This window comes from Lentzea sp. NPDC055074 (genome assembly GCF_053608005.1).
On the sequence record NZ_JBSGUQ010000004.1, the window covers coordinates 280,714 to 307,478 of the forward strand.

General features: G+C 69.4%; 22 protein-coding genes and 1 pseudogene. 7 read left to right on the forward strand and 16 right to left on the reverse strand.

Annotated elements, in window-relative coordinates; translation table 11 throughout:
- Window positions 1–9: 9 nt before the first annotated feature.
- Genes ACWF7A_RS11775 through macS form a run of 3 tightly spaced genes read right to left on the reverse strand, consistent with a single transcriptional unit; the run spans window position 10 to window position 2,362 of the window.
- On the reverse strand, window positions 10–522 hold the full coding sequence (locus ACWF7A_RS11775) for a DUF1707 SHOCT-like domain-containing protein (RefSeq protein ID WP_452250405.1): 513 nt from the start codon (window positions 520–522) through the stop codon (window positions 10–12).
- Window positions 523–542: 20 nt separating this feature from the next.
- Window positions 543–1,205, reverse strand: a complete 663-nt coding sequence (locus ACWF7A_RS11780; protein WP_382432622.1) for a response regulator — start codon at window positions 1,203–1,205, stop codon at window positions 543–545.
- Window positions 1,202–2,362, reverse strand: a complete 1,161-nt coding sequence (gene macS, locus ACWF7A_RS11785) for a MacS family sensor histidine kinase (RefSeq protein ID WP_452250406.1) — start codon at window positions 2,360–2,362, stop codon at window positions 1,202–1,204. The genes ACWF7A_RS11780 and macS overlap by 4 nt, the downstream gene beginning before the upstream one ends.
- Before the next feature lie 117 nt (window positions 2,363–2,479).
- On the opposite strand from macS, the gene ACWF7A_RS11790 reads away from it, so the two are divergent.
- Window positions 2,480–3,682: a diguanylate cyclase gene (locus ACWF7A_RS11790; RefSeq protein WP_452250407.1), complete on the forward strand. Its 1,203-nt coding sequence runs from the start codon at window positions 2,480–2,482 to the stop codon at window positions 3,680–3,682.
- On the opposite strand, the gene ACWF7A_RS11795 is transcribed toward ACWF7A_RS11790, so the two are convergent.
- Window positions 3,679–4,830, reverse strand: a complete 1,152-nt coding sequence (locus ACWF7A_RS11795; RefSeq protein ID WP_452250408.1) for an AI-2E family transporter — start codon at window positions 4,828–4,830, stop codon at window positions 3,679–3,681. The genes ACWF7A_RS11790 and ACWF7A_RS11795 overlap by 4 nt on opposite strands.
- Window positions 4,831–4,909: 79 nt before the next feature.
- Between ACWF7A_RS11795 and ACWF7A_RS11800 the strand changes: the two genes are divergently transcribed.
- The 3 genes from ACWF7A_RS11800 (at window position 4,910) to ACWF7A_RS11810 (ending at window position 11,234) form a co-directional block, all read left to right on the forward strand.
- Entirely contained in the window at window positions 4,910–7,087 is a 2,178-nt protein-coding gene (locus ACWF7A_RS11800; protein ID WP_452250409.1) for a hypothetical protein, read from the forward strand.
- Between the two features lie 192 nt (window positions 7,088–7,279).
- On the forward strand, window positions 7,280–8,014 hold the full coding sequence (locus ACWF7A_RS11805) for a hypothetical protein (RefSeq protein ID WP_452250410.1): 735 nt from the start codon (window positions 7,280–7,282) through the stop codon (window positions 8,012–8,014).
- A 196-nt stretch (window positions 8,015–8,210) separates the two neighbouring features.
- The gene (locus tag ACWF7A_RS11810) at window positions 8,211–11,234 is read left to right on the forward strand and encodes a chaplin family protein (RefSeq protein WP_452250411.1); all 3,024 of its coding nucleotides are present in this window, start codon (window positions 8,211–8,213) and stop codon (window positions 11,232–11,234) included.
- Window positions 11,235–11,313: 79 nt separating this feature from the next.
- Here the strand turns inward: ACWF7A_RS11810 and ACWF7A_RS11815 are convergent, their stop codons facing one another.
- From ACWF7A_RS11815 to ACWF7A_RS11855, 9 genes and pseudogenes are all read right to left on the reverse strand, one after another.
- Window positions 11,314–11,682, reverse strand: coding sequence for a hypothetical protein (locus tag ACWF7A_RS11815; RefSeq protein WP_452250412.1), 369 nt, complete (start codon window positions 11,680–11,682; stop codon window positions 11,314–11,316).
- 218 nt (window positions 11,683–11,900) lie between these two features.
- Window positions 11,901–12,605 carry a cold shock domain-containing protein gene (locus ACWF7A_RS11820; protein ID WP_452250665.1) on the reverse strand — a complete coding sequence of 235 codons (705 nt, stop codon included), beginning with the start codon at window positions 12,603–12,605 and terminating at the stop codon, window positions 11,901–11,903.
- A 30-nt stretch (window positions 12,606–12,635) separates the two neighbouring features.
- Window positions 12,636–12,839, reverse strand: a pseudogene (locus tag ACWF7A_RS11825) (cold-shock protein); the annotation flags it as partial.
- A 324-nt stretch (window positions 12,840–13,163) separates the two neighbouring features.
- Window positions 13,164–15,191: a replicative DNA helicase gene (gene dnaB, locus ACWF7A_RS11830; protein ID WP_452250666.1), complete on the reverse strand. Its 2,028-nt coding sequence runs from the start codon at window positions 15,189–15,191 to the stop codon at window positions 13,164–13,166.
- Between the two features lie 629 nt (window positions 15,192–15,820).
- Entirely contained in the window at window positions 15,821–16,273 is a 453-nt protein-coding gene (gene rplI / locus ACWF7A_RS11835; protein ID WP_452250413.1) for a 50S ribosomal protein L9, read from the reverse strand.
- 17 nt (window positions 16,274–16,290) lie between these two features.
- Window positions 16,291–16,530: a 30S ribosomal protein S18 gene (gene rpsR / locus ACWF7A_RS11840; RefSeq protein ID WP_030480165.1), complete on the reverse strand. Its 240-nt coding sequence runs from the start codon at window positions 16,528–16,530 to the stop codon at window positions 16,291–16,293.
- A 58-nt stretch (window positions 16,531–16,588) separates the two neighbouring features.
- Window positions 16,589–17,101: a single-stranded DNA-binding protein gene (locus tag ACWF7A_RS11845; RefSeq protein WP_266036224.1), complete on the reverse strand. Its 513-nt coding sequence runs from the start codon at window positions 17,099–17,101 to the stop codon at window positions 16,589–16,591.
- Window positions 17,102–17,130: 29 nt separating this feature from the next.
- Entirely contained in the window at window positions 17,131–17,439 is a 309-nt protein-coding gene (gene rpsF / locus ACWF7A_RS11850; RefSeq protein ID WP_112276372.1) for a 30S ribosomal protein S6, read from the reverse strand.
- A gap of 101 nt (window positions 17,440–17,540) precedes the next feature.
- On the reverse strand, window positions 17,541–18,476 hold the full coding sequence (locus ACWF7A_RS11855) for a hypothetical protein (protein ID WP_452250414.1): 936 nt from the start codon (window positions 18,474–18,476) through the stop codon (window positions 17,541–17,543).
- Between the two features lie 131 nt (window positions 18,477–18,607).
- Here ACWF7A_RS11855 and ACWF7A_RS11860 point away from each other — a divergent pair, with 131 nt between their 5' ends.
- Genes ACWF7A_RS11860 through ACWF7A_RS11870 form a run of 3 tightly spaced genes read left to right on the forward strand, consistent with a single transcriptional unit; the run spans window position 18,608 to window position 21,805 of the window.
- Entirely contained in the window at window positions 18,608–19,378 is a 771-nt protein-coding gene (locus ACWF7A_RS11860) for a deoxyribonuclease IV (RefSeq protein WP_452250415.1), read from the forward strand.
- 23 nt (window positions 19,379–19,401) lie between these two features.
- Window positions 19,402–20,778 (forward strand): glycosyltransferase family 87 protein, encoded by a 1,377-nt coding sequence (locus ACWF7A_RS11865; protein WP_452250416.1) that lies wholly within the window; start codon window positions 19,402–19,404, stop codon window positions 20,776–20,778.
- A gap of 19 nt (window positions 20,779–20,797) precedes the next feature.
- Window positions 20,798–21,805, forward strand: coding sequence for a GDSL-type esterase/lipase family protein (locus ACWF7A_RS11870; protein ID WP_452250417.1), 1,008 nt, complete (start codon window positions 20,798–20,800; stop codon window positions 21,803–21,805).
- On the opposite strand, the gene ACWF7A_RS11875 is transcribed toward ACWF7A_RS11870, so the two are convergent.
- The 3 genes from ACWF7A_RS11875 to ACWF7A_RS11885 form a co-directional block, all read right to left on the reverse strand.
- Window positions 21,717–23,330, reverse strand: a complete 1,614-nt coding sequence (locus ACWF7A_RS11875; protein ID WP_452250418.1) for a glycosyltransferase family 87 protein — start codon at window positions 23,328–23,330, stop codon at window positions 21,717–21,719. The genes ACWF7A_RS11870 and ACWF7A_RS11875 overlap by 89 nt on opposite strands.
- Before the next feature lie 101 nt (window positions 23,331–23,431).
- Window positions 23,432–25,762: a transglycosylase domain-containing protein gene (locus tag ACWF7A_RS11880; RefSeq protein WP_452250419.1), complete on the reverse strand. Its 2,331-nt coding sequence runs from the start codon at window positions 25,760–25,762 to the stop codon at window positions 23,432–23,434.
- Between the two features lie 536 nt (window positions 25,763–26,298).
- The gene (locus tag ACWF7A_RS11885) at window positions 26,299–26,697 is read right to left on the reverse strand and encodes a DUF5318 domain-containing protein (RefSeq protein WP_189157467.1); all 399 of its coding nucleotides are present in this window, start codon (window positions 26,695–26,697) and stop codon (window positions 26,299–26,301) included.
- Window positions 26,698–26,765 lie beyond the last annotated feature (68 nt).

Here is a 26,765-nt window from a genome sequence, read left to right on the forward strand (position 1 = left end):
GCGTGCAGATCAGCGCTTGCTGCGCTTGACCACCACGGTCCCGCCGCGCACCACTCCCTTGAGCTGGAAGTGCGGGGTGCCCGCCGAGTTCCGGACCTTGTCCTTCACCTCGCCCGCGGTGATCTCGACGGCGTCGAAGTTGAGCGACGCCCCCGGCGGCAACAGCATCTTCACCGTGCCGAGCGACACGTCGAGGTCGACGTTGACCACCGGCGGCACCTCGGCGGCGGTGAAGTCGAGGTTCGTGGTGCCGAGGGTGTTGCGGATGACGAGCTCGTTCGGCACGACCCAGTGCCCCTTGCGGGTCGTGGTGCTCATCGTGTTCTTCAGCTCGGTGCGTTCGCGGGCCAGCTCGTTGTTGACCATGCCGGGCAGGTCCATCAGCACCGCGTTGAGGTCCGCCCTGGTCTTCGCGGCGAGAGCGGTGTCCGTGCGGACGGTGAACTCGTCCAGCGTGATCATGCCGCGGCCCACCGCCTTGTTCAACAGGCTGACGACGTGCTCACGCTCCGCGTCGGACACTCGTAACTCTCTGGCGTCTGTCATTTCTCTGCCTCCGGTTCGGCGTCGAGACCGTGCTCGATGGCATAACGCGCCAACTCCACCCGGTTGTGCAGTTGAAGTTTGCGCAAAGTCGACTGGACGTGGTTCTCGACCGTGCGGTGGGAGATCACCAGGCGGTTCGCGATCTGCCGTGCGGTCAGGCCCTTGGCCACCAGCCGCAGCACCTCGGTCTCCCGATCGGTGAGCTGCGGCTTCTCCTCCGAGTCGTCCGGTGCGGCGGCCATGCGCCGGTACTCGCCCAGCACCAGGCCCGCGAGGCCGGCGGTGAAGACGGCGTCGCCCGCGGCCGTGCGGGAGACGGCCTCGACCAGTTCCTCGGAGGACGCGGACTTCACCAGGTAACCGGACGCGCCCGCCTTCACGGCCTGCAGCACGTCGTCGTGCTCGCCGGACGCGGACAGCACGAGCACGCGCGTCTCCGGCAGCTCACTGGTGATCATCGCGGTCGCGTCGACCCCGGAGAGCTCACCGAGGTTGAGGTCCATCAGGACCACGTTGGGCCGCACGGCCTTCGCGATCCGCACAGCCGACGGCGCGTCGCCCGCGGTCGCCACTATCTCGAAGCCGCGCTCCTGCAGATCGCGCGCCACGCCCTCGCGCCACATCGGGTGGTCGTCCACCACCATCACCGAGACCGTCATCCTGCCGCCCCCTTCCTGAACACCCGAACCTCCCATTCCGTGCCCTCCCCCGGCCCGGTCTGGAGCTCGAGCGTGCCACCGAGCGACTCCACCCGGCCTTTGATCGACTTCTCGATCCCCATCCTGCCTTCCGCGGCGGCCACGGCTATCCGGCCTTCCGGGATGCCAGGCCCATCGTCCCTGACGCTGAGCACGATCTCCTCTCCCAGGTCCTCGAGCAGCACCCAGGCCCGCGCGTCCTCACCGGCGTGCTTGTCCACGTTGGACAGCGCCTCGCGGACCAGCGACGTGAGCTCGACCGCGGCGCCGGTCTTCAGCATGACCTGCGTGGCGGGCGTGGAGATCTGGATGCGCGGCGTGGCCAGCAGCTGCAGCCCCGGCCGCAGGTCGATCTCTCCATCCACAGTGGAGTCGGCGGGGGCGGCGGCCACCAGGTTCCGCAGCGCCACCTCCTGCTCGCCGGCCATCTGGGCCAGCTCCGCCGCCTCGCCACCGACCTCGAGGCCGCGCTTGCGCACGCGGGCGAGGACCTGGAGGACGCTGTCGTGGATCGAGCGGGCAAGCCTTTCGCGTTCGGCGGTGGCCGCTTCCGCTCTCAACGCCTGCGCGAGAAGCACCGCACTGCGTCGCGCGGTGGCCGATGCCATGCCGACGACCATGCCCGCGCCGGCGAGCAGCACGACGTCGCGCAGGAGGTCGAGGCTCGGCGAACGGTGGGACAGGTAGGTGAAGAGCCCGACGGTCAGCCCGCCGCCGAAGCCCGCGGCGGCCCCGCCGAGTGCGCCCAGCGCGACCGCCGGCACGCACGCCCAGATCGTCGTGATCAGCGGGACGTGCTGGATCAGCAGCTGGTAGTCGGACATGATCAACGGCGACAGCGACATGAGACCGCAGGTCAGCGCTAGGTCCACGAGGACGAGCGGCCACCGCCTGCCCCACGTCGTGCTGTAGGCGCGGCTCGTGAAGACGGACCACAGCGCCATCACCCCGAGCGTGGTCCACGCGAGCCACGGCCGTACGTAACCGGACTGGTTCGCGATGATGTTCGCCGTCGCGAAGAGGAATGTGACTATGCGTAGCGCAATCGTCCCGCGCCACAGGGGCGTGGTCGGGTCGTCGATCACCTTCGTCACACGTTCGGCAGGCTCTTTGCGCACTCTGTGCTCCCTTCGGACACCATCCTGCCGCGTGAACGTGTGCTGGCTAACCCCCAGGTGGCCGTCTTCTGCCGAACGGAGGAATGTGCGACGCTCTCCGGGTTCGGGGGAGGGCGAATGCAGGTGCGGGACTGGCCGTTGTGGACTTTGCGGCGGCCCGCGCTCTGCTACTGGTTGTTCATCGACATGGTCGCGCTCGCGACCGTCGTGCACGCGATCGTTTCGTCGGAAACGCCGTCACCCTCCGAAATCGCCAGGTTCGCGGCCATCGCGGGCACAGCGGGCGCGGTGATCATCGGCAGCTCCATCTACAGCCACCGGCTGGGCGAGACCGAGCGCAACCCGTGGGCGGCCCACCTCTGCTACCTGACGGCGGGCATCCTGGCCCTGCCGCCGAACCTCCTGGTGCTCCTGCTCTTCGGCCCGGCCCTGCACTGCCTGCTGGCCCAGCGCCCGGAGACCCACCGCTGGCTCTTCACCCTGAGCGCCACCGCCCTCGCGGTCTTCGGCACCCGCTACGCCCTCGGCTGGGTCGACCCCCACGCCAACCTGCTGGTCCTCACCCTGGGCGCGGCCCTGCTGCTGATCCTGCGCGCGGGCCTGATCTCGTTCGGCCTCAAGCTCCGCAGCCCCTCCGCGACGTTCGAGGAGAACGTCGGTGAACCCATCGACGCCGTCCTGGGCATCGTCGCGGTGTCGATCGGCGGCCTCATGGGCTGCGTGGCGGAGACGAACGCCATCCACGCCCTGATCGCCGGCCCGCCGCTGGCCCTGCTGGAACGCGCCGCCCAACTCCCCCAGTGGCGCCGCTCGGCCCAGCGCGACGCCAAGACCGGCCTGGCCAACGCGGTGCACTGGGACAGCCGGGCCCGCTACGAACTGACCAAGGGCTCCGGCCGCACCCGCCCGATGGCCGTGATGCTCATGGACCTCGACCACTTCAAGCGCGTCAACGACGAGGTCGGCCACCTGGCGGGAGACGCCGCGCTGGCCGCGATCTCGTTGCTGCTGCGCGGCACCGTTCGCCGCGGGGACCTGGTGGGGCGGTTCGGCGGCGAGGAGTTCGTCGTGCTGCTGCCCGAGGCCACGCCGGACGAGGCCGAGTCCGTCGCCGAACGCGTGCGCAAGGCCGTGGCGGCTCTTCGCGTGCCGACGATGGCCACGAACGGGAAGCCTCACGAGCTGCACGGGCTGACAGTGTCCATCGGGGTGTCGACGACGACTCGGTTCGGGTACGAGCTGCCGGACCTGCTGGTTGCGGCCGACGCGGCGTTGCTGGCGGCGAAGGCCTACGGCCGCAACCTCGTCTCGATGGCTTAGAGCTCCTTGACCCGTTCGCTCTTGTCGTCCTTCGGCGCCGTGTCCTGAGGGTTCAGCACGTCCACCTTCTCCGGCTTCTGCTCGGCGTCCGCATCGGACACCAGCGACCGGATCCCGGAGTTCAGCACCGCGAGCAACGGCACGGCCAGCAACGCCCCGGCGATGCCCCCGGTGACCAACCCACCGGCGATCGCCAGCACCACGGCCAACGGGTGCAGCTTGACCGCACGCCCCAGCAACAGCGGCTGCAACACGTGCGACTCCAGCTGCATCACGCCGATGAGCACGGCCAGCACCACAAGCGCCGCGATCGGTCCGTTGGTCACCAACGCGATCAAGACCGCGACGGCACCCGTGAACACCGCACCGATGATGGGGATGAACGCACCGAGGAACACCAACGCGGACAGCGGCACGACCAACGGCACCCCGATGATCGCCAGCCCGACGCCGACACCGACGGCGTCCACGATCGCGACCACGGCCGTGGCGCGCACATAAGAAACGAGAGAGCCGAACCCGCGACGCCCCGCCACGTCGACACGCTGCCGCACGTCCCGAGGCACCGCACGCGTCACGAACCGCCAGATCCCGTCACCGTCGTGCAAGAAGAAGATGAGCGTGAACAGCGCCAGCAACAGCCCGGTGAGCAGCTCGCCCAGAGTGGCGGCGGTCGTCAGAGCACCGGACGTGATCTCCGCCTGGTTCTCCTTGATCGTCTTCACGATCTCGTTGACGTAGTTCTGCAGCTGCGCGTCCGACAGGTGCGCGGGCCCGTCCTTCAACCACGTCTGAATGGTGTCGAGCGACGCCGCCACCTGCGACTGCAGCTCCGGCAGACCGCGGGAGAACTCGCTGATCACGAACGTCAGCACGCCGCCGAGCGCACCGATGCCGATGATCATCATCAGGGTCACCGCCACGCCGCGCGGCACCCGCCACTCGACGAGCTTCGACACACCGGGCGAGAACAGGGCGGCCAGCAGCAACGCGATAGCGACCGGGATCACTATCGACGCGAGGAAGCTGAGCGCGTACGCGACCACGTACAACGCGGCGATCACGACGACGAAGCGCCAGCTCACCGCCGCACTCACGCGCAGCAGCTTCGGGACGCGGCCGCTGATCTCCGACTCCGGCGTGCTCATGTGCCTCACGTTAACTGTTCGGACCCTCGCCAAGCCGGAACTCCACCAGGGATGATCCGACTCGTCAGGGGAGGACGAAGTGATCAAGCCGGAAGACTTGACCGAAGTCGAGCGCCAGGTCGCGGCGGCTTATGCGGGCGGGACCGAGTTGGACCTGACCGGACAGAGCGCTCGCGGCGAGGTGCTCACCGGTCTGCTGACCGGTTTGTACCGCGTTCCGCGCAAGGGACTACCCGCTCTGAGGCTCCGCAACGCGCGGATCACCGGCAAGTTCGAGCTCGAGGGCACCCGCGTCACACGCGTCATCGACCTCACCCACTGCACGTTCGAGGAGTCGCTCGACCTCCGCATGGCCCGCCTGATCGGCCTGAGGCTGCGCGGCACCCGCGTTCCCGGTCTCCAGGGCCGCAACCTCAGGGTCTTCAGCGACCTCGTCCTCGAGGCCGGCTTCACCTGCACCGGCACCGTCGACCTCACCGACGCCGCCGTCGACGGCACCCTGCGGCTCGCCGGTTCGGTGCTGCGGTCCGAGACCGACCACGCGCTGCTCGGCGCGCGGATCCGGGTCAGCGGCTCGGTCCAGGCCATCGCGATGCGCGCGAACGGCGAGGTGCGGCTGCGGGGCGCGGCGATCGGCGGCAGCGTCCACCTCGGCGGCGCGCGGTTGCTCAACACCGGCAAGGACGCGCTCGACGCGTCCGGGATCGTCGTCGTGGGCAACGTCTTCTGCAACGCCGAGGGCGGCCGCTTCACCGCGGACGGCCGGGTGCTGTTCGACGGCGCGCGCGTCAACGGCAACGTCGAGTTCACCGGCGCCCGCCTCAGCTCCGCGCACCGCGTCGACAACCAGGTGCTGGTCCTGCCGCACGGATCGGCGGACGAAGCGGCGACGCTCGTGGCCGACCGCATCCGGGTCGAGGGCAACCTGGAACTCGACGACGGCTTCACCAGCACCGGCACGGTCCGCCTGCCCAACGCGAGCATCGGCGGGTACCTCCGGCTGTCCGGCGCGGTGATCGGGCCGCGCGACGTCGCGGAGGAGCTCGCCGGTGACGTCACGAACCGCATCCCCGTCGCACTGCACGCGGACGGCATGCAGGTTCGTGGTGACGTCGAGGCCCGTAGCGCGGTCAACGGCGCGGGCACCCGTTCGCAGCCGTTGCACACCTACGGCCAGGTGCGGCTGTCCAACGCGCACATCATGGGCAGCGCCAGCATGTCCGGCGTCTCGTTGCACGGGCCCGGCATCGACGTCCTGTTCGCCGACCGCCTCCAGGTCGGCGGCACGCTCTTCCTGCGCGAGCTGAAGGCCAAGGGCTCGGTCCGGCTGCAGAACGCGAACATCGGTTCCACGCTCGACATGTCCGGCGCCGAGCTGACCCTCCCGCGGCTCCGCCCCAACGGCACGCAGAAGCCGTCGCTCGACGCCCGCGCCATCACGATCGGCAAGGACCTCCTGTGCAGCCGCGGGTTCACCGCGGTCGGCGGCGTCCGGCTCCGGCTGGGCGAGGTCGGCAAGATGGCGACGTTCAGCGACTCGCACCTCGGCTCCACGTCCGCGGACATCGCGCTCAACGCCTACGGACTCACGGTCCACCAGTTCCGCCTGCACATCCCCGAGGGCCAGCAGCCCAAGGGGAAGATAGTGCTGAGCCGCCTCAAAGCGGTGTCGGTGACCGACGGGCCGGGGCTGTGGGACGCCGAGGGCGGCGTCGCCGTGGACGACTTCGAGTTCGCCGGCATCACCGCCGACCCGGACGTGCCGGTGCAGACGCGGCTCAAGTGGCTGCTCAAGGTGCAGCCCGACTTCGCGCCCGGACCTTACGAACAGCTCGCCGCCGTCTACCAGCAGGGCGGTGAGGAGGAGCTCGCGCAGAAGGTCCAGCTGGAGAAACAACGGCGCCGCTACTCCGAGCTCGGTCGTGCGGGGCGGATCTGGGGCGTCGTGCAGCGGTGGACCGTCGGCTACGGCTACCGCCCGTGGCTCGCGATCTGCTGGCTCGCCGTCTTCTGGCTCTTCGGCGCGCTCTGGTTCGCCTGGCACCCCATGGTCAAGCTCAACAAGGACGAGGACCCGGTGTGGAACGCCGCGTTGCTCGCGCTCGACCTCCTGATCCCGATCATCGACTTCGGCCACGACGGCAAGTGGCAGTTCACCGGTGCGTCGCAATGGATATCTTCGCTGCTCGTGGCCGTCGGATGGGTCCTCGCGTCGACCGCGGCGGCCGGTGCCGCACGCGTGCTGAAACGGGTGTGAGCCAAGGGAAGCCGTTCACACGATGTGGTTAACCGAGCGCTCAGAGCGTGCATTCGGGGTGGATGGACTGGCAGAGTCGCCGACGTCGACTTGATCAGCTTGATCGTCGGCGAATCCCTTGAGCGCCACCGAGTAGCGAGGTTTCCTGCGTTGTTCTCCACTGGTCAGCGAGCGAAGACGGGAGCGAACGGCATGCGCCGCTTCGCCACCCGAGCGCTGCTCGCCGTCGGTGGAGCGATCGCGGGAACGGCCGTTGCCTGGGCGCTCACCACGTCGTCCGCCAGCGCGGCGGATGCGGTGTCCCCCGCGGACGCGCAGCAGTTCGACGTCGTCAGCAAGATCGTCGCCAAGACGGACGAGAAGCTGCCGGTCGTCGTTCCCGCTGCCACCGCGGTGCACAAGCTCGACGAGACCTTGCGCGCCGAGCAGGAGAAGGCTCGCGCCGCCCTGCCGGACGTGCAGGTCTCCCAGGCGGTCGAGAAGATCGCCGCTCGAATCCTGCCGCAGGTCACCAGGATCGGTCAGTCCAGCAGCCCCGCCACCGAGCGGGCCATGGACGTGACGTTCCCGGAGATCCCGGCCCCGGCCGCGGATGCCGTTCAGTCGTCGGCACCCGTGGTCTCGCAGTTCACCGGCACGTCCGGTGGCAGTTGGACGGATCTGTTGGAGCACAACGACGTTGTCGTGCCCTCCGAGCAGCGTCCGTCCCTGCCCAGCAACCCGTTCCCGAAGCTGCCCGTCCCGGCCCCCGCGCCGGTGCAGTGCTCTTCGTGCAACGACGGTTCTGGTTCTGCCAAGGGCAGCCTGATCGCTGCTCTCGCTGCACCCGGTGACGCTCACGGCATCTCGTCGACGCGCGCTCTCGCGCCGTCCACCGACGAGGTCACCGTGACGCCGGGCAAGCAGCCCGGTATCAACCCCGACTGATTCCAGCGCGCGGTCCGCGACAGCCCACCTCCCCTGGCTGTCCGGAAGTCGACCGTCGCGCTTTTTTCTTGCGCTCAAACAGGTCGATCACCGCGTGCGACTCCCCCGGTGATGACGCGCCTTCCCCTGCGCGTTTCGGCCCCACCCCCTTGAGCCCCCGTCGCTTTCTCGACGGGAAACCGATGAAGGAGATCTAATGCAGACCTGGGCAAAGCGCGGACTTCAGACCGCGTTTGTCACTGGTGGTTTGCTGATGCTCGGTACGGGCATCGCTTCTGCCCAGGAGAACGTCGACCCGGACGCAGCGCCGCCGGCCGTCGACGTCGCGGCCTCCGTTCCGGTCAAGGCCGACCAGAACAAGCTGGCCACTCCGGTCAAGGAGATCACGGTCCCCAAGGTGGACCGCACGATCAGCACGGACCGCGTCACCAGCGCGGTGCCCACCCGCACGGCAGCGCCCGTCGCGAACCCGCTGGTCCGCCAGGCAGGCGAGCGCCTGCAGGGCACCCCGCTCCAGAACCTGGTGCGCGGCAACACGATCCAGGCGCACGTCGATGTGCCGATCAACATCTGCGGTAACGCGATCGCGGTTCTCGCCAACACCGAGGCGACCGGCGACTGCTCGCAGCACACCCACCGTGACGGTTCGATCGTCACGGACGGCGCGGGCCAGGCACTTGCCGGCAACGTCGTCGCCGTCAACCACATCCTGCCGGTCCAGATCACCGGCAACGCGATCGCGGCCGGCGGCAACGCCGCGACCAACACCAACGCCGAGCAGGTCTCCACGACCGGCGGCGACATCAAGACCAGCGGTGACCGCGGTGCCATCTCCGGCAACGTCATCGCCGAGCAGGGCGCGACCCCGGTTCAGATCACCGGCAACGGCGTGGGCGCGGCGGGCATCGCCGACGTCAACTCCACCGCTGACACGTTCGCGTCCTCCGAGGGCGACGTCTGGACGAGCGGCAAGAACAGCTCGATCTCCGGCAACGCCGTGCCGATCCCGCTGTCCCCGCTCGCCGAGGTCAACGGCAACTCGGCCGCCGCGGCCGGCAACTCGGCCACCGACTCGACGCAGTCCGGTGCCGCGTACGCCGGTGGCACGACCGTCACCAACGGCGACCCGGCCACCCTGGCCGGCAACATCGTCGAGCCCGCGCTCGCCGGCCCGATCACGGTCGACGACAACGCCGCCGCTGCCGGTGGCAACGCGGCTGCGGTCAGCGACACCACGAACGACTCGCGCGCCGGTGGCTCGCACCACACCACGGGCCACGGCTCGACCGCGTCCGGCAACGTCGCCGGTGCGCCCATCTCGCTGCCCGCCGCCGTGGGTGGCAACGGTGCGTCGATCGTCGGCAACGCGCTGACCGACCACACCAACGAAGCGAACTCGACCGCCGGTGGCAAGACCTTCACCGTCGGCGACAAGTCCGTGCTCTCCGGCAACATCGCGGACGTCCCCCCGGCCACCGCCGTGGACGTGTGCGGCAACGGTGCCACGCTCGCCGGCCAGGCCGCGGGCACCTGCGAGAACGACGTCAAGTCGATCACGTCGGGCTACCAGGGCACGACGGGCAACGACTCGGTCGTCTCCGGCAACATCGCGTCGACCCCGGTCGCCACGCCCGCCGAGGTCTACGGCCTCGCCGCCGCTCTCGGTGGCCAGGCCGCCGGCTCGGCCGACGAGGTCAAGCTGGTCCAGTCCGGTGGCACCCCGAACACCGAGGACGACCGCGGCACGGTCTCCAGCAACATCGTGACCGCGCCGACCGCGGCCGCCCCGCAGGTCTTCGCCGTCACCGCCGCCCTCGTGGGCAACACCGTGTCGGACTCGGCGAACGACACCACGGTCACCGCGGGCGACGCGCCCCACGCGACCGGCAAGAAGAGCTCGGTGTCCGGCAACATCGTCCAGGTCCCGACCTCGACGCCGGCCCAGGTCTTCGCCGACGGCGCCACCCTGGTGGGCAACAACGACACCAAGGGTGTCAACGCCACCGACATGAAGGCCGGCGGCGACGCCATCACCACCGGCGAGGCGGGCTCCATCGCGGGCAACGTCGTGTCGGCTCCGGTCGCGACCGGCACCCAGGTGCTCGGCTGGTCGGTCGGCGGCGGCAGCAACGTCAACTCGACGGCCACCAACGACCTCAGCTCGGTCGCCGGCGGCGACGTCAACAGCAACGGTGACAAGGGTGCCGTCTCCGGCAACCTGATCGGCGCGCAGCCGGCCGTGCTCCCGGCGGTGCCGGGCAACACGGTCGCGGCGGCCGGCATCACCAACTCCGACGTGGTGTCCGACACCAACGTCGTGTCGGGTGACGACAGCTACTCCTCGGCTGAGGACGCCTCGGTCTCCGGCAACCTGGTCAACGTCCCCGCCAACGCCTTCGCCGGCGTGTACGCGGACGCGGTCGCCGTCGCGGGCAACGCGACGACGGTCACGGACAAGGCCTCGTACACCCAGGCCGGTGGCGAGACCCTGACCGAGGGCTCCGGCCCGCTGACCGCCCGCGACATGCACGTCCCGGTCGAGGCGGCTGCCAAGCTCGCGCGCATCCCCGTCGAGGTCGTCGGCCAGGCGACCACGCTGGGCACGAGCGACGACACGCAGCTCACCGGCGAGGACACCGACGGCACGCTGCGCGCCACGCAGCTCAAGGGCCTGGAGCTCCCCAAGGGTGTCGACAGCCTGCTGAAGGCCAACGAGGTTCCGGCGTTCCACGGCATCGACGGTCTCGACGGCAAGCTGCCCGTCAACCAGTTCCCGAACCCGGCTGACCTGGCGGCCATGGCCGGCCAGCTGCCCACCCCGGCTCTGCCCGGTGTGGCGCAGGAGCGCTCCGCCCTGCCGCTGAACGGTGGCACCGGCAGCATCACCCCGAACGTCCAGGGCCTGCCCCTGGGCCAGCTGCTCAACGCCGCGCAGGGCCTCGTCCCGGCCGGCGCCACCCAGCGCTCGCTGCCGTCCCTGCCCGTGACGGCCCCGGCCCTGCCGGTGCCCGTGCAGCTGCCCGCGCTCCCGACCGAGCGTTCGCTGCCCGCGCTGCCCGTCGACGGCCCGGCCTCCATCTCGGGTCTCAACCTGAACCCGACCCAGGGCCTGGCCCCGAAGGCCGACGAGCGCGCGCTGCCGCAGCTGCCGTTCAACGCCCCGGCGCTGGCCATGATCGACCCGGCCAACCTGTTCCAGACGGTGACCGGCTCGCTGTAAGCAGCTACACCCCGCACCACGTAACACCCTCCCTCCGGTAAGAAGCTGAGCCCCAGCGACACGACGGTGTCGCTGGGGCTCAGTGCCGTTCGGGGGGTGTTTGTGCTGTGACCAGCAGTTCTTCCGGTTCGGCGGTGCCATCGCTCGTCACCCAGTGGACCTGCGGCCGCTCCCCGGCCAGCTGCCGGACCAGTTCGGCGATCGGCGACCCGTCCCCGAAGTCGTGCTCGGCCAGCACCGCCAGCACCGCGTCGCCGAACCGTGCGACCGTGAAGTCAGGCCTCAGGTTCTGCCGCAACGCTTTCGCCGCGGCCAGCACGTCGTCCGGTCCGGTGACCAGCACCAGCGTGACGAGCGTGCCGCGTGTTCGGGCGCGGACGAGCGACTGCTCCAGGCGGTCCAGCAGCAGCGCGTGTCCGGGCAGCCCGGTCAGCGGGTCGTGCAGCACAGTCCGGTTCTAGCCGAGCCCAGGCCCGTTGACCAGCACCGAGACCCGCACGGGTGAGTCGCGCTTATGAGCGGATCGGGTGACCGGTGTCGGTCATATCTCGTGTGCTCCTGCACCCGCCTCGGGCGTGCCGTCGGTCAGCAGGGGGCACACCCGGCCGGCCCGCCGTCACCGTCGCAGGGAAGTCGACTTCTCCGTGCCGCAGAGCGTTGCCGCCATCAGGCGTGCTCGACGGCGTCGGCCTGCGGGCCCCGGTCGCTCTGCCGGATGCGGAAGCGCACCCGCTCGCCGGCCACCAAGGGCTCGCCGGAGACCACCGAGACGTGCACGAAGAGGTCGGGCCCACCCGCGTCGGGGGTGATGAAGCCGAAGCCGCGGTCGGCGTCGTAGCGGGCCACCGAGCCGTTGCCGGCGCGGGCCGCGGGCCGGGCGGCCGAACGGGCCTGGCTGGGGGCCGCGGTGGCCTCCACCGGCTCGCTGGCGGCCACGAACCGCACCTCGCGCGCCTGACGACCCTGGTCCGCGGTGACCGTGGTGAACGAGACCCGGTCGCCCTCGGCCGGCAGGTAGAACTCGTCGACCAGGGCGCGCACGTGCAGGAAGACGTCGCCCGCCCCGTCGTCGGCGGCCACGAAGCCGAACGCCTTCTCCTCGTCGAACCACAGGACGGAGCCGTCGGCACCGTCGCCGGCCGCGACCAGAGGGGCTCGGCGGACTCCGGCGTCGTGGCTCAGCGGCACCAGGTGCTGGGCCTGCGGCCCCTTCTCGCCGGCGGTGACGACGAAGGCCACCCGCTGCCCGGCCGCGAGGACGCCCCCGGTGACGATGGAGGAGGAGTGCACGAACACCTCCGCACCCCCGCCGTCCGGCGCGGCGAACCCGTAGCCCTTGGCCGGCTCGTACCAGGAGACGGTGGCAAGCACACCCAAGGGCGCGTCGGGCGCGACGTCCCCGGTGACGGCGACGTTCAGCGCCTGCGGACCGCGGGGTCCCTCACCGGCCTCGAACTCCACCGTCTGACCCTCGCGCAGCGCGCGGGCCGCACCCTCGCCCTGCACCTGCGAGACGTGCACGAAGATGTCGTCGCTGCCGTCATCGGGGGCGAGGAAGCCGAAGCCGCGCTCGAGGTCGTACCAGCGGACGGTTCCCTGCTGCACGGTGCACTCCTGGTCTAGCGGGTGGTCGAGGGTCCAGTGTCCCAGGCCCCGAACGCCGCAGCGCTACCGCGACCGGCGTGCCGCCGGGCAGGTGCTCGACGACGGCGGCGATGGACGGACGCACGCCGTACCAGGCCACTGTGCTCGTGCGAGGCCCGCGCCGTGACCAACCTACGAGGCGGTGACCGTGGCGGAGCTTTCGCCTCGAGATCAACGGCAAGCTCGCTCGGGTGTTCGCCCGTCGCACCGCGCAGGAACGCGCGATGCGACGCGGCACCCGGCAAGACGCCCACGCGCTGGTGTTCGCGGACTGACCGCGTCGGCTCAGGTCTGGGCCAGGTCCGTGAACCGGCTGTAGTGCAGCTGGTGCGCCACCACGATGGTCGCCGTGGGCCCGGCACGGTGCTTGGCGATGATCAGGTCGGCCTCGCCGGCACGCGGGTCGTCGCGCTCCCACGCGTCGGGGCGGTTGACCAGGATGACCATGTCGGCGTCCTGCTCGAGCGAGCCCGACTCACGGAGGTCGGAGAGCATCGGGCGCTTGTCGGTTCGTTGTTCCGGGCCGCGGTTCAGCTGCGAGATCGCGATGACCGGGACGTGGAGCTCCTTGGCGATCAGCTTGAGGTTTCGGGAGAACTCCGAGACCTCCTGCTGGCGCGACTCCGTCTTCTTGCCCGAGGACATCAGCTGGAGGTAGTCGACCACTACGAGCTTGAGGTCGTGGCGCTGCTTCAAGCGACGCGCCTTGGCCCTGATCTCCATCATCGTGAGGTTCGGGCTGTCGTCGACGAACAGCGGCGCCTCGCTGATCTCGCTCATCCGGCGGGCCAGGCGGGTCCAGTCGTCGTCGCTCATGGTGCCGCCTCGCATGTCGCTGAGGCGGATGCGCGCCTCGGCGGAGAGCATGCGCATGACGATCTCGGTGCGGCTCATCTCCAGGCTGAAGATGGCGCTGGTCATGCCGTGCTTGACCGAGCACGACCTGGCGAAGTCGAGGCCCAGCGTCGAGTTGTGGGTCGGGATCATCGTCTCGCCCGCGAGGTACAGGTGGTCGTGGTTGTCGACCTCCACGCACCTCACCGGGACCGAGGCGACCGGGCGGACCGCGACGATCTCCACCTGGGCGTGCCGGCCGAGGCCCGCGATCAGTTCGTCGGCGTCGCGGCGCAGGCGGGCGAAGCGGCCGTCGATCTGCAGGGCTGCCAGCAGTTCTTCGCGCTGCTTGCGGGACGCGCGCAGGTACGTGGCCGGGATGTGCGGGTCGTCGGCCAGGTCGAGGGCCTTGGCGACGCGCAGTTCCTCGTCCGTCAGCTCCAGGTCGCCCAGGCCCGAGAGGAACAGGCCCAGCGCGCGGGGCGAGAGGGGCAGCGGAGCCTCGGGCAGGTCCCAGGCCGAGGACATGCGGACGAACATGCGGCAGAGGCCGACCCGCTCGAACAGCTGCGCGGTGGTGCGGATCGCCCAGAAACCGCCGGTCTCGCTGCACGACTCCGTCAGCCACTGGTGCTCGGCGTCGGCGACGATGACGGTGCCGTCGGAGAACTCGACCTCGAAGCACGGGCGGCCCGTCATCACCTCGGTCGCGGCGACGACCCTGGTCGGGCGGCCGTCGGCGCCGATCAGGAACGAGCCGACCGTGACGGCGCCCATCGTCGTCCAGCCGGACGGGGTGGGCAGCGGGGTGTCGAGGGCCAGCGCCTTGCCGACGCCGGGGCGGGCGGCGACGATGATCATCTGGCCGCCGTGCAGGCCGTTGGTCAGGGCGTCGAGGTCCGCGAAGCCCGTCGGGATGCCCTGGGAGATGCCGCCTCGGGACGCGATGGCGTCGATCTCGTCCATCGTCGGCTGCAGCAGGTCCTCGAGGGCCACGTAGTCCTCGGTGGTGCGGCGGTCGGTGACCTCGTAGATCGCGGCCTGGGCGCGGTCGACCACCTCGTCGACGTCCGCGCCCTCGGCGCCGTTGTAGCCCAGCTGCACGATGCGCGTGCCGGCCTCGACCAGGCGGCGCAGCACCGCCTTCTCTGCCACGATCTCGGCGTAGTAGCCGGCGTTCGCGGCCGTGGGGACCGTCGCGATCAACGTGTGCAGGTACGGTGCGCCGCCCACGCGCAGCAGCTCGCCGCGGCGTTCGAGCTCGGCCGAGATCGTGATCGGGTCGGCGGGCTCGCCGCGGCCGTAGAGGTCGAGGATGCAGTCGTAGATCGCCTGGTGAGCAGGGCGGTAGAAGTCGTTCGGCGCAAGCGCCTCGATGACGTCCGCGATCGCGTCCTTGGACAGCAGCATGCCGCCGAGGACGGACTGCTCCGCCGCGAGGTCCTGGGGCGGCTGACGCTCGAATGCGGGCTCCGCCATGCCCCGGTCGTCCACGAGCGCCACTGCCGAATCACCCCTGCGAAGAGTCGAGAGACGGTGCCTGAGTCCCCTAGTTGTACAGCGAGGCACCGACAATTTCGGGCGGCCACGCTGTGCGATGGCCCTGCCCTGACATCGACGCTAGAGGGACCCGTCCGGAGCAAGCAAACCAGCGTGTGGATCGCCCTGTGGACAACTGGGGGACAACCTGTGGATGGTTGCTCACAGGGGTCGTGGCGCTGGGGACAACCTGTTGACAACCGGTGGAGTGACAGAAGTAACTGCAGCTCAGGGGCTGTGTACAAGTTGTGGAAAAAGTTGTGCGCCGCACTGTCGGCGTGTCGCGAAAAACACTCTCGTCGGCGTGTCGCGCCCACGATAAACATCCGGTTTATCCACAGGACGTGGACAGAGCGGCACTGATCCGAACGAGCGAAAGCGCCACCCACCCGGAGCATTCCGGGTGGGTGGCGCTTCAGCAAACCGAACCGTGGGCGATCCCCACCAACGTGTGGGGAACCACCGCACGACGCGATGCCACAAGGTCGCCCGTGGGGTCTGCGGGGGTCGCCCCCGCAACAGACACACACGCGGTGGCGAGCAGGGCTCGCCAATCGCCGGAGGACTTGCTACTCGCCCGCGGTGACGACCAGCGGCAGGGCGACGGTGACCTCGGGGTGGAGGCGAACCGTGACCGAGTGCTTGCCCGTGGTCTTGATGTGACCCGGCAGCTCGATGGCGCGCTTGTCCAGGACCGGACCGCCGGCGGACTTGACGGCAGCCGCCACGTCCGACGCGGTGACCGAGCCGAACAGCTTGGTGCTGCCCGAAGCGGCCTTGGCCTTGAGCGTCACGGAGAGACCCTCGAGCGCGGTCTTGATCTCCTTGGCGTGGTCCAGGTCGCGCACGCGGCGGGTGTCCTGCGCGCGGGTGATGACCTGGATCTGCTTCTGCGCGCCACGGGTCGCGACGATCGCGAGACCACGCGGGAGCAGGTAGTTGCGGCCGTAGCCGTCCTTGACCTCGACGATGTCGCCGGGAGCGCCAAGGCCGGAAACGTCAGCGGTGAGGATGAGCTTCATCGCAGTGTCTCCTTCTCTTAGCGGGCGGTCGAGGTGTAGGGCAGCAGGGCCATCTCACGGGCGTTCTTCACGGCAACAGCGACGTCGCGCTGGTGCTGCGAGCAGTTGCCCGTGACGCGGCGGGCACGGATCTTGCCGCGGTCGGAGATGAACTTGCGGAGCAGCGTCGTGTCCTTGTAGTCGATCAGGGACGCGCTCTTGTCCTTGCAGAAGGCGCAGACCTTCTTCTTGGGCTTGCGCACAGGCGGCTTGGCCATGTGTCTCTAACTCCTGAATACGCGATGTGTGAAGTACTGGATGACCGGTGCAGTCGGTCTAGAAGGGGGGCTCGTCGGCGAAGCCACCGCTGGAACCGGCCTGCGGGGCCGAGCCCCACGGGTCGTCCGCGGGCGCGCCGCCGCCACCGCCGCGAGACTGCTGACCGCCGCCGCCGCCGAAGCCGCCGCCACCGCCGCCGTCTCCACGGCTGACCTTGTTGACCTTCGCGGTCGCGTAGCGCAGCGAGGGGCCGATCTCGTCGACCTCCAGCTCCACGACAGTGCGCTTCTCGCCTTCCTTCGTGTCGAAGGAACGCTGGCGCAGCCGTCCGGAGACGAGCACTCGCGAACCGCGGGTGAGCGACTCGGCCACGTTCTCGGCGACCTGACGCCACACGTTGCACCGCAGGAACAGCGCTTCGCCGTCCTTCCACTCGCCGGACTGGCGGTCGAAGGTGCGGGGCGTGGAGGCGACCGTGAAGGACGCCACCGCGGCACCGCTCTGGGTGAAGCGGAGTTCGGGATCGGCAGTCAGGTTCCCGACTACCGTGATCGTCGTCTCACCAGCCATGTCTTGGGAGCTCCCCTAATCGAGGTTCGTCAGGCCTTGACGGCCGACTTGGCGGGCTCGCGGCGCAGGACCTTCGTCCGGAGCACCGTCTCCTGCAGACCGAGCTGGCGGTCCAGTTCCTTCACCGCGTCAGGCGTCGAGGTCAGGTCGAGCACCGCGTAGATGCCCTCGCTGTTCTTGTTGATCTCGAAGCTCAACCGGCGCTTGCCCCACACCTCGACCTTCTCAACGTTTCCGCCCGTGGTGCGGATGACGTTGAGGAACGTGTCGAGAGACGGCGCGATCGTGCGCTCGTCGAGACTGGGGTCGAGGATGACCATCACTTCGTAATGACGCATGAGGACCACTCACCTCCTGTGGACTCGCGGCCACGGGCTTTCCGTGGCAGGAGGGTCGTCGCGTCAGCAACTGACAAAGGTTAACAGAGCGCGTCCGGCGACTACGCAGGGGTGCGGCGAAGCGCCCAGGTCCGCACCAGCGCGCCCGTGACCAGGGCGAGCATCAGCACCGCGACCAGCACCGGAGCGCCGACACCGCCGGGACCGCTCAGCCGGGGCAACGCCGTCGCGCGGCCGGCGGCCTGCACCAGGTCGCCCTCGACACCGGTGCCGTTGGACGCGCGGGGCACCTGCGAGCCGTACCGGACGCCGGGAGACGGCGAGTACAGGCCGGGCATCGCGAACGGCAGTGAGCCGTAGCTGAACAGCGGCACGCGGCCGAAGTTCGAGCCGATGGGGTAGAGCGAGAAGTCGCGGTTGCTCGGCGCGCCCGCGCCGACACCGGGAACGCCGGGCTGGGTGCCCGGCTGCGTGCCGGGCTGACCGGGCGGCGTGCCCGGCTGGGGCTGCTGACCAGGCGGTTTCGGTGCACCCGGGACCGCCCCGACGGCCTGCTGGGACGCGTCCGCGACGGCCTTCGCGCCGTCCTGGACGGGCGCCGCGACCTGGTTGACCCCGGTCACGGTCACCTTGCAGCCGCTGGTCAGGGTCGCGCGGACGGTCTGGTCGAGCGTGCCGAGGATCGGCCCGAGCAGCGGGATCTTGTTCACCTCGGCCATGACCGCGTTCGCGATCGTGCCGCCGCTGATGGTCGTCGTGCCGACCTGCACCGCACCGATCGGAATGGGCTTGACCTGCGCGAACGCCTGCTTGAACGGCTCCGCGAGCGGCGGGCCGAGCAACGGGACGGCGCGCACCAGGTCCGTGATCGGCTGCGTCACCGCGGCCGGGCTCAGAGAGATGGGGGTGCCGGGCGCGCCCTGCACGGTGGTGGCACAGCTGCCGACCACGATGGGATCAGCCGCGTGCGCGACCCCGCCCACCGAAGCGGACGCCAGGGCCAGCAACGCCGTGGCGGCGACGCTCAACAGCCTCATGCGAACCCCTTTCCTACTCTCTAGTAACGACCGTAGGTCCTGGTGGTGACGTAGACCATCCCCAGTTTTTCCAATTACTCCTATCGGCGGCGGCTGCGATGGCGTTATGGACGCCGACTACCCTCCTGCGTATGCGCATCGGGGCCCATGTACGCGACGACGACCCGGTCGGCGCCGCGGCCGAACGCGGGGCCGAGGTCGTCCAGTTCTTCCTCTCGGATCCCCAGGGCTGGAAGAAGCCGAAACCTCATCCGCAGACGGAGGCGCTGCTCGCCTCCGATCTCGAGGTGTTCGTCCACGCCCCGTACCTGATCAACATCGCGTCGCTGAACAACAAGATCCGGATTCCGTCCAGGAAGAACGTGATCCAGCACGCGGAGGCCGCCGCGACCGTCGGCGCCAAGGGCCTGATCGTGCACGGCGGCCACGTCACCAAGGGCGAGGACCCGGCGGACGGCTTCGCGAACTGGCGCAAGTTCTTCGAGCGCCAGGTCGCCGAGGGCGGCTTCGCGGTCCCGGTCCTGATCGAGAACACGGCGGGCGGCGAGAACGCCATGGCCCGCACGTTCGACTCCCTGAAGCTCCTCTGGGACGCGGTCGGCGAGTTCGGCGCGGGCTTCTGCCTCGACACCTGCCACGCGTTCGCCGCCGGTGAGGACCTGGTCGGCATCGTCGATCGGGTGAAAGCGATCACCGGCCGGATCGACCTCGTGCACCTCAACAGCTCGCGCGACGAGTTCGGTTCCTCGCGCGATCGGCACGACAACATCAAGACTGGCACCATCGACGCCGACCAGCTGGCGGCCGTGGTCGCCAGTGCCGGATGCCCCGTCGTGGTGGAGACGCCGGACGAGGGCCAGGCCGACGACATCGCCTTCCTGCGCGACCGCGCCGGCCGGTGAACACCGTGCACGAGGTGGTGAGCGTGACGCCCGAGCGTGGCGAAGGCGGGCGTTTCGCGAACCGCTTCGGCAGGCCCGCCGCTGTCGTCCTCGTGCTCCTGTGCGGGCTCACGCTGCTGCTGGGCTTCGTCAACAAGGACCGCTGCACCGGTCCCGCGTTCGACCAGTGGGGCCGCACGCAGCCCGACTACGACGAGCGCAACAAGCAGGACGTCTGCTACTCCGACATCCAGCACCTCTGGATCGGGCGCGACATCGACCGGCACGTCTTCCCGTACGTCGACGGCAACATCAACGACAAGGGAATCCTCATCGGGGGCTCGGTCGAGTACCCGGTGCTGTCGGGCCTGCTCATCTGGGCCGGCGCGATCTTCGCGCACAACGACGCGGAGTACCTGCTCTACTCGTCGCTGCTGATGGCGCCGTTCGGCCTGCTCACGGGCTGGTTGCTCGGCAAGCTGGCCCGCTGGCGCGCGCTGCTGTGGGCGATCGGGCCACCGCTGATCCTCTACGCGTTCCACAACTGGGACCTGCCCGTCGTGCTCTGCTCGGTCGCCGCGGTCTTCGTGGTGCACCGCTGGAACCGGCCGCTGGTCGAAAGAGCGACGGTGGCCTCCGTGCTGCTGGGGCTCGGGTTCGCGTTCAAGGTCTACCCGGCGGCGTTCGTGCTGCCGCTGATGCTCTTCGTCGCCACCGGTGGCTGGCGCGGCCAGGAGCTGCCGAACGGCAAGAAGGTCGACGTCGCCGGCGCGGTCAAGGTCGGGCTCGCCTCGATCATCACGGTCGTGCTGGTCAACCTGCCGTTCGCGATCGCCGGGTACGACGGCTGGGCGGCGTCGTTCGAGTTCCAGCAGCTGCGCCGGGTGGACATCACGACGAACTCGATCTGGTACTGGGGCCTGCGGCCGTTCATCGGCGACGACGCGATGCAGTCGCTGGTCGGCGTCATCTCGCCGATCACGATCCTGATCTCGTTCGCGATCGCCGCCGGCTACGGCTGGACGCGGTTCCGGCGCGAGGGCACCTACCCGTGGATCGCGGTCTCCGGCGCGATGCTGTGCGGCTTCATGCTGCTGCACAAGGTCCACTCGCCGCAGTACACGTTGTGGCTGGTGCCGTTCCTGGTGCTGCTGCGCGTGCGGCTGGTCTGGGCCTTCGCGTACTTCGTGGTCGACCTGGCCATGGGCATCGGCATCTTCCGCTGGTTCTGGGCGATCGAGTTCGGTCAGCCCGCCGGGATCTACGACAGCTTCTCCGCGCAGGCCGTGATGATCGGCGTGTGGGGCCGTGCCGCGCTGCTCGTGGCGCTGTTCGTGGTGTTCCTCAAGTCCAGGGACGTCACCGAGGACGACCACGAAGATCTGAAGTTCCTCCGCGGATCGGTAGCCGCCAGGGCCTGATCCGCCGCAGACTTCACCCGTGAGGGTGATCATCGTGCTGGCGTTGCTGCTGGCCTGCGGCGCCTCCGGCGTGCCCGTGCGGTCGGAGGTGATCCGCTGGCTGCCCGTGTGGCAGGCCGTGCCGACGCTCTCCGGTTCCGTGCCGGACCCGAGCGTGCGCACGACGGTCGACCTCGCGGCGGGCGGCACCTCGGTCCGGGTGCGGCTGTCGAACCTCATGGGCACCAAGCCGGTCCGCGTCGAGCAGGCCACCGTAACGGCGGACGGCGAGACGCGGCAGCTCACGTTCGGCCGCTCCCGCGCCGTCACGATCAGGGCCCGTGCCGAGGTCTACAGCGACGCCGTGCAGCTGAAGACCACCAAGACGCTCGAGGTCGGCACGTACTCCCCCGCCGGCACACCGTGCCAGGCCCGCGCACACCGCACGATCACGTCGACCCGCGAGCAGATCTGCCTCGTCTCGGCCGTCGAGGTCGCGGGCTTCACCGCGCCGGGGGCGGTGGTGATGTTCGGCGACTCGATCACCGAGGGCTTCTACGAGAACACCTGGCCGTCGTTGGTGCGGAGCGACTACGCGGTCCTGAACGCGGGCATCAACGGCAACGGCGTGGTGCTCGGCAACGCGCCGATGGTCACCCGTGTGTACAGGGACGTCCTGTACAGCAAGGAAGTCCGCAAGGTCGTGCTGCTCGGTGGCATCAACGACATCCAGAGCGGCGTGAACGCCGAGAACGTCATCGCGGGCATCCGCACCGTGCAGCTGCGATGCCAGAACGCGGGTGTGGAGTTCCACGTCGGCACCATCACGCCGTGGCGCGGCTGGTTCTCCTGGACCGAGGAACGGGAGCAGCAGCGGCAGAAGGTGAACGCGTGGATCCGCGCCACCTTCCCCGACGCCATCGACTTCGACGAGGCCGTCCGCGACCCCGCCGATCCGCTCAGACTGCGTCCGGAGTTCGACTCCGGTGATCACCTGCATCCGAACGGGAACGCATTCGGTGCAATGGCTCGCCTCGTGCGGGTCTGACCAACGGGCGGTCCGGCGCGTCGGCCAGCACGCCCTCCAACGGGTCGTCACCCGCCATCCGCACGAGGTCGCGCTCCGGGTGGTAGATCTCCTTGAGGATCATCACGCACAACGCGATGACGGCGGCGTCACGCAGCAGCACGGCGCCGAGGAACCAGTCGATCGGCAGACCCTTGTTGTCCGTGCCGAGGTAGAAGTACATGCGCGGCACCCACACCAGCGCGTCGACCGCCATCCACGCCAGCAGCAGCTTCCAGCGCGGCAACGCGAGCACAGCCAGCGGCACCAGCCACAGCGAGTACTGCGGGCTCCACACCTTGTTCGTCAGCAGGAACGCCGCCACGACCAGGAACCCGAGCTGCGCGAGCCGCGGCCTCGTCGGCGCCGAGAGGGCGACGTAGGCGATGCCGGCGCAGCAGACGAGGAACAGCACCATGCTGACGGTGTTGAGCACCGTCGGCGGTTGTCCCTGAGTCAGCCCGGGATCGAAGCCGGGCCAGCCCGTCCACTGCACGAGCACGTTGTAGAGCGTGTCGGGGTCCGCGTTGCGTTCGGTGTTGAGGCGGAAGAACTCCCGCCAACCGGTCTGCGACGCCGGGTTCAGGGCGATCGGCGCGTTGACGAGCGCCCACGCGCCTATGGCCGCCGCGGTGGTGGTGATACCGACCTTGATCCTGTTGGACCGCCAGCACAACAAGAGCAACGGCCCGAGCAGGAACAACGGATAGAGCTTCGCCGCACCACCGAGCCCCAGCAGCACACCGGCGAGCACGGGTTTCTTCCGCGCCCACGCCAGCAGGCCGGCGGTCGCGAACGCCGTCGCGATGGTGTCGAAGTTCGTGAACGCGTGCACGACGACCAGCGGTGACACGGCGACGATGGCGGCGTCCCACGTACGCCTCCGGGCGATCCGGGCGACCGAGAACACCGTCACCAGCCAGGCGACGGCCAGCCAGAACGCCGTGACGTTGAAGAACACGATCACCGTCATGGGCATCCCGGGCACGAGCGCCACGAGCCCCTGCGCCACACGCGCGTTGAGCCACATGAACAAGCCGGTGACCACGGGGTACTCCATGTACCGGACGTGCTCGGTCGGCTTGCCCTCGTCGTCCTTCCACGACGTGATGTACGGGAAGGAACCGCGCTGGTCGAGCCGTTCCGCGGTGTAGAGCGGCACCGTGTCGGAGTAGCAGAGCGCGGTGAACTGCTTGCTGCCCCGCCAGTCGAGCTGCACGACGCCCTTGTCGTCCACGTACTGCTGGACGCACGGCGACTTCTGCACCCAGCCCAGCAGCAACGTGACCACGGCGAGCATCAGGACCACCCGCAGCGCCGTCCAGAAGTAGTTCCGGCCGACCTGCGCGTGCTCACCGAGCGGACCGCCGAACGGTCTGCTCAGGCCGCGAGCGAGTGACTCGGTCCACGTGGGTGCGACGCGCTCTTCGCGGGAGAGCGAGTCGGTCTCCTCGGCGAGGTCCTTCTCGGACGCCTCGGGGGGAAGCTCGGCAGGGCTGCTGGGCACGGGGCGGATGTTACGGCCAAGACCGTTTCGCCGTGGTCAACATCCCAGGTAACGCACAAAGCGAAGGGGCCCGGTGCGAGTGCACCGGGCCCCTTCAGCGGTCAGCCACCTGGTCGAGGTCGACCACTGGTCGACGTCTCGGGATCATCGGACGGGTCCGGGCAGTTGATCCCCGGGATGCAACCGGGGTTCTGCGGCTTCGTCGAGGTCGGCTTGCCCGGCTCCGACGTCTGCGTCGGCTGGTTGTTGTTGCTCGACGGCTGGTTGTTGCTGGACGGCGGCGCCGGCGGCTCGGACTTCTTGGGCGGGTTGAACTGGCCCAGCGGAACCGGCTTCGGGAACGCTTCCTTCTGCGCGCCCGCGAGGGCCCCGTCCATGAACTTCTTCCACATCAGGCCGGGCAGACCACTACCGAAGATGGCCTTGCCCTCCTTGTTCTTGATCGCCACGTTGCCCTGGTCCTTGCCGACCCACACCGAGGCGGACAGCTGCGGCGTGTAGCCGACCATCCAGGCCTTCGAGTTCTGGTCGAGGCTGCCGGGGAGCTCGTGCGTACCGGTCTTGCCGGCACACGGGCGGCCACCGGCACAGGCGATCGCGCCCGACGGGATCTCCTTCAACGTCTCGGTGACGTTGTCGGCGATGTCGCGGCTCTTCGTCTCGACCGGGTCGAACGCCGGAACGGGCTGGTCGACGTGCTGGTAGAGGACGTCACCGGTCGGACCCACGATCTTCGTGACGAAGAACGGGGCGCGGTAGATGCCGCGGGCCGCGAACGTCGCGAAGGCCGAGGCCATGTCGAACGGCCGCACCTGGGCGCTGTCGGCGCCGATGGAGATACCGGCGGTGGGCGGGTTGCCGCCCTCACCGACCAGCGTCTGCTTCGCCTGGCCGCCGACCATCACGGTCTTCGGGATGCCGGCCGCGTGCGCCGCGTCCGCCACCGCCTTCGTGCCGGTGCCCTCCGGGCCCGCCACCATGTCGTAGAACACGGTGTTGAGGGACTCCTTCATGGCCTGCTTGATCGGGCACTGCTTGCCGCACTGGCTGTTGCCGGCGTTGCGGATCTCGACGCCGGCGATCTTGCGCGGCGTGGCGTCGTAGGTGTCGCCGATGCCCTTGCCCATCTTCAGGGCGGCCACCAGGTCGAACGGCTTGAACGACGAGCCGGCCTCCTGGATCGTGCCCTTGGCGTAGTCGATGCCCTTGAGGCCGTCCTTGCCCGGGTAGTAGGCCCTGACGGCGCCGGACTGGGGCTCGATCGCGCTGAGCGACGTGCGGAGGTCCGGGTCCTGACCGGCCATCACCGAGTTCACGGCGTCGGTCGCGGCGGCCTGCATCTTCGGGTCGATCGTCGTGGTGACCGTGACGCCGACCTTCTGCGCCTTCTCCATCGTGAGGCCGACGAGCTCGCTGTCGATCTCGTTCTGGACCTGCTGGCTGACGCGGGCGAGCGGGCCTTCGAGGCTCGCGGGCTGCGTCTGCTCGAACGGCAGCGGCGTCGGGTACTGGCGGGCGTCGTAGTCCGCCTGGCTGAGCCACCCCTTCTCGCGCAACTGTTTCATCACGAATTCCCAGCGCTTCTTCGCGTGGTCCTCGTCCTCCGACCACGAAGGAATCTGGATCATGCCGGCGATGAACGCGGCTTCCGAAGGAGTCAGGTCCTTCATCTGCTTGTTGTAGTAGACCTGCGCCGCGGCCTTCATGCCGTTCGCGCCACGACCGAAGTACACGGTGTTCATGTACGCGGTGAGGATCGTGTTGTGGTCCGACTCGTTGCTCATCTTGTAGGCCTTGACGAGCTCGGTGAACTTACGAGTCAGCGTCGCTTCCTCTTTGCCGGTCGCCTTCTTGATGTACTGCTGCGTCAGACCGGAACCACCCGAGCTGCCGCCGGTCGCCTGGAGCCACACGGCGCGGACGATGGCCTTCGCGTCGAAGCCGGGGTTGTCGTAGAAGTTCGCGTCCTCCGCGGCCATGACGGCCTGCTTGACGGTGTCCGGGAGCTCCTCGTACGTGAGCAGCGTGCGGTTCTGGCCGGGCGAGGTGATCTTGCCCATCTCGGAGCCGTCCGAGTAGAGCAGGGTGATCGTCTTGTCCTGGGCGTCCGCGATCTCGTTCGGGCGCGGCCAGTCGACGAGCGGGTACGCGACCGCGATGGCGATCACCGGGCCGAGGAGCATCAGACCGATCGAGACGAACGCGGCGATCCGGACACGCTTCCAGATCTTCTTCTTGCGCAGACGACGCTCCTCGTCTTCGGTGAGCTCCGGCTCGTCGTCGTAGTACTCGTCCTCGTCGTCGTCCACGCCGGCCATGAGGAACTCGTCGTCGGGCTCGCGGTGGGTGATGAGCTCGGGCTCGCGCTGCGTCGGCCGGTTGACCGGCGGCATCTGCGTGGTGCGCTCCTCGCCGGGGACGCGCGGGGGCATGCCGGGGCGACCGGGGCCGCCAGGGCCACCCTGCGGACCGCCGGGACCGCCCGGTCCACCGGGGCGACGAGCACCGGGGGGCGGGGCGATGGGCATGCCACCGGGAGGCGTCGGCGGGCGGTTGCCCGGACCACCGGGACCACCTGGACCGCCCTGCGGACCTCCGGGGCCTCCTTGCGGAGCTCCGGGACCGCTCACGGGCCGCCCTGGCCCACCCTGCGGCCCACCGGGCACACCCTGCGGACCGCCTGGTCCGTTCGGGCGGCGTGGGGGCTGCTGCTGTGGGAAACCACCAGGTGGCGTGCCACCCTGGGGAGGGCGCGCGAAACCACCGGGCGGGGTGCCCGGTCGTGGCTGATTCGGGACATCGCGCCTCGTGCCGCCGCCGTCCGGGTCGTCCCCGGTCGGCCACTGCGGCTCGCCTCCGCGCTGCCGGTCATCATGCTGGTCGTTCACGTGAAAAGGCCTCCCAGACCGGCGTGCATCAGCACACGGTTCGGTGGTCGTACTTCATTCGGAGCAGTGTCGCCTGAACGTCATTCCGCCGCGGTCCTCCTGCGTGGCTTTTCCAGCCCACGCTTCCCCAGGACGTATGACTGCACCAGGTGGTTCCAACTGCACGTGCGACAAACTTCAACTAGGTACACGGAGAACTCGTCGAAGAGGTTCGCCATCTTCACCAGTTCTTCAGGCGTGCGCGCCGAGCCGGCCGCGTGCTTGAGCTCGTCACCGTAGACCCACGACACGTGAGTCAGCGGTTCCTTGCGGCACACGGGGCAAGGCACTTCGGTCGCCGTTCCGTGGAACTTCGCAGCTCGCAGCAGGTACGGGTTCGCGTCGCAGACCTCCATGGTGCCCGTGCGACCGGCATAGACCTCCGCCAGCAGCGCACGGCGCTGCAGCGAGTAGTCCACCACCTGTCGTTGGGTCAACACGTGACAAGAGTACGTGCCGGGCGCTTTCCGATGATGGGCCGTTCAGGGCAGCAGGGCCCGACGCGGTA

Excerpts from the sequence above, each read along its gene's own strand:
- ACWF7A_RS11795 (WP_452250408.1), bottom strand. The coding sequence starts at position 4,830 with ATGAGCACGCCGGAGTCGGAGATCAGCGGCCGCGTCCCGAAGCTGCTG.
- ACWF7A_RS11780 (WP_382432622.1), bottom strand. The coding sequence starts at position 1,205 with ATGACGGTCTCGGTGATGGTGGTGGACGACCACCCGATGTGGCGCGAG.
- ACWF7A_RS11805 (WP_452250410.1), top strand. The coding sequence starts at position 7,280 with ATGCGCCGCTTCGCCACCCGAGCGCTGCTCGCCGTCGGTGGAGCGATC.
- ACWF7A_RS11855 (WP_452250414.1), bottom strand. The coding sequence starts at position 18,476 with ATGAGGCTGTTGAGCGTCGCCGCCACGGCGTTGCTGGCCCTGGCGTCC.
- ACWF7A_RS11880 (WP_452250419.1), bottom strand. The coding sequence starts at position 25,762 with ATGCCCCCGCGCGTCCCCGGCGAGGAGCGCACCACGCAGATGCCGCCG.
- ACWF7A_RS11860 (WP_452250415.1), top strand. The coding sequence starts at position 18,608 with ATGCGCATCGGGGCCCATGTACGCGACGACGACCCGGTCGGCGCCGCG.
- ACWF7A_RS11810 (WP_452250411.1), top strand. The coding sequence starts at position 8,211 with ATGCAGACCTGGGCAAAGCGCGGACTTCAGACCGCGTTTGTCACTGGT.
- rpsF (WP_112276372.1), bottom strand. The coding sequence starts at position 17,439 with ATGCGTCATTACGAAGTGATGGTCATCCTCGACCCCAGTCTCGACGAG.
- ACWF7A_RS11845 (WP_266036224.1), bottom strand. The coding sequence starts at position 17,101 with ATGGCTGGTGAGACGACGATCACGGTAGTCGGGAACCTGACTGCCGAT.
- ACWF7A_RS11790 (WP_452250407.1), top strand. The coding sequence starts at position 2,480 with ATGCAGGTGCGGGACTGGCCGTTGTGGACTTTGCGGCGGCCCGCGCTC.
- rpsR (WP_030480165.1), bottom strand. The coding sequence starts at position 16,530 with ATGGCCAAGCCGCCTGTGCGCAAGCCCAAGAAGAAGGTCTGCGCCTTC.
- rplI (WP_452250413.1), bottom strand. The coding sequence starts at position 16,273 with ATGAAGCTCATCCTCACCGCTGACGTTTCCGGCCTTGGCGCTCCCGGC.
- dnaB (WP_452250666.1), bottom strand. The coding sequence starts at position 15,191 with ATGGCGGAGCCCGCATTCGAGCGTCAGCCGCCCCAGGACCTCGCGGCG.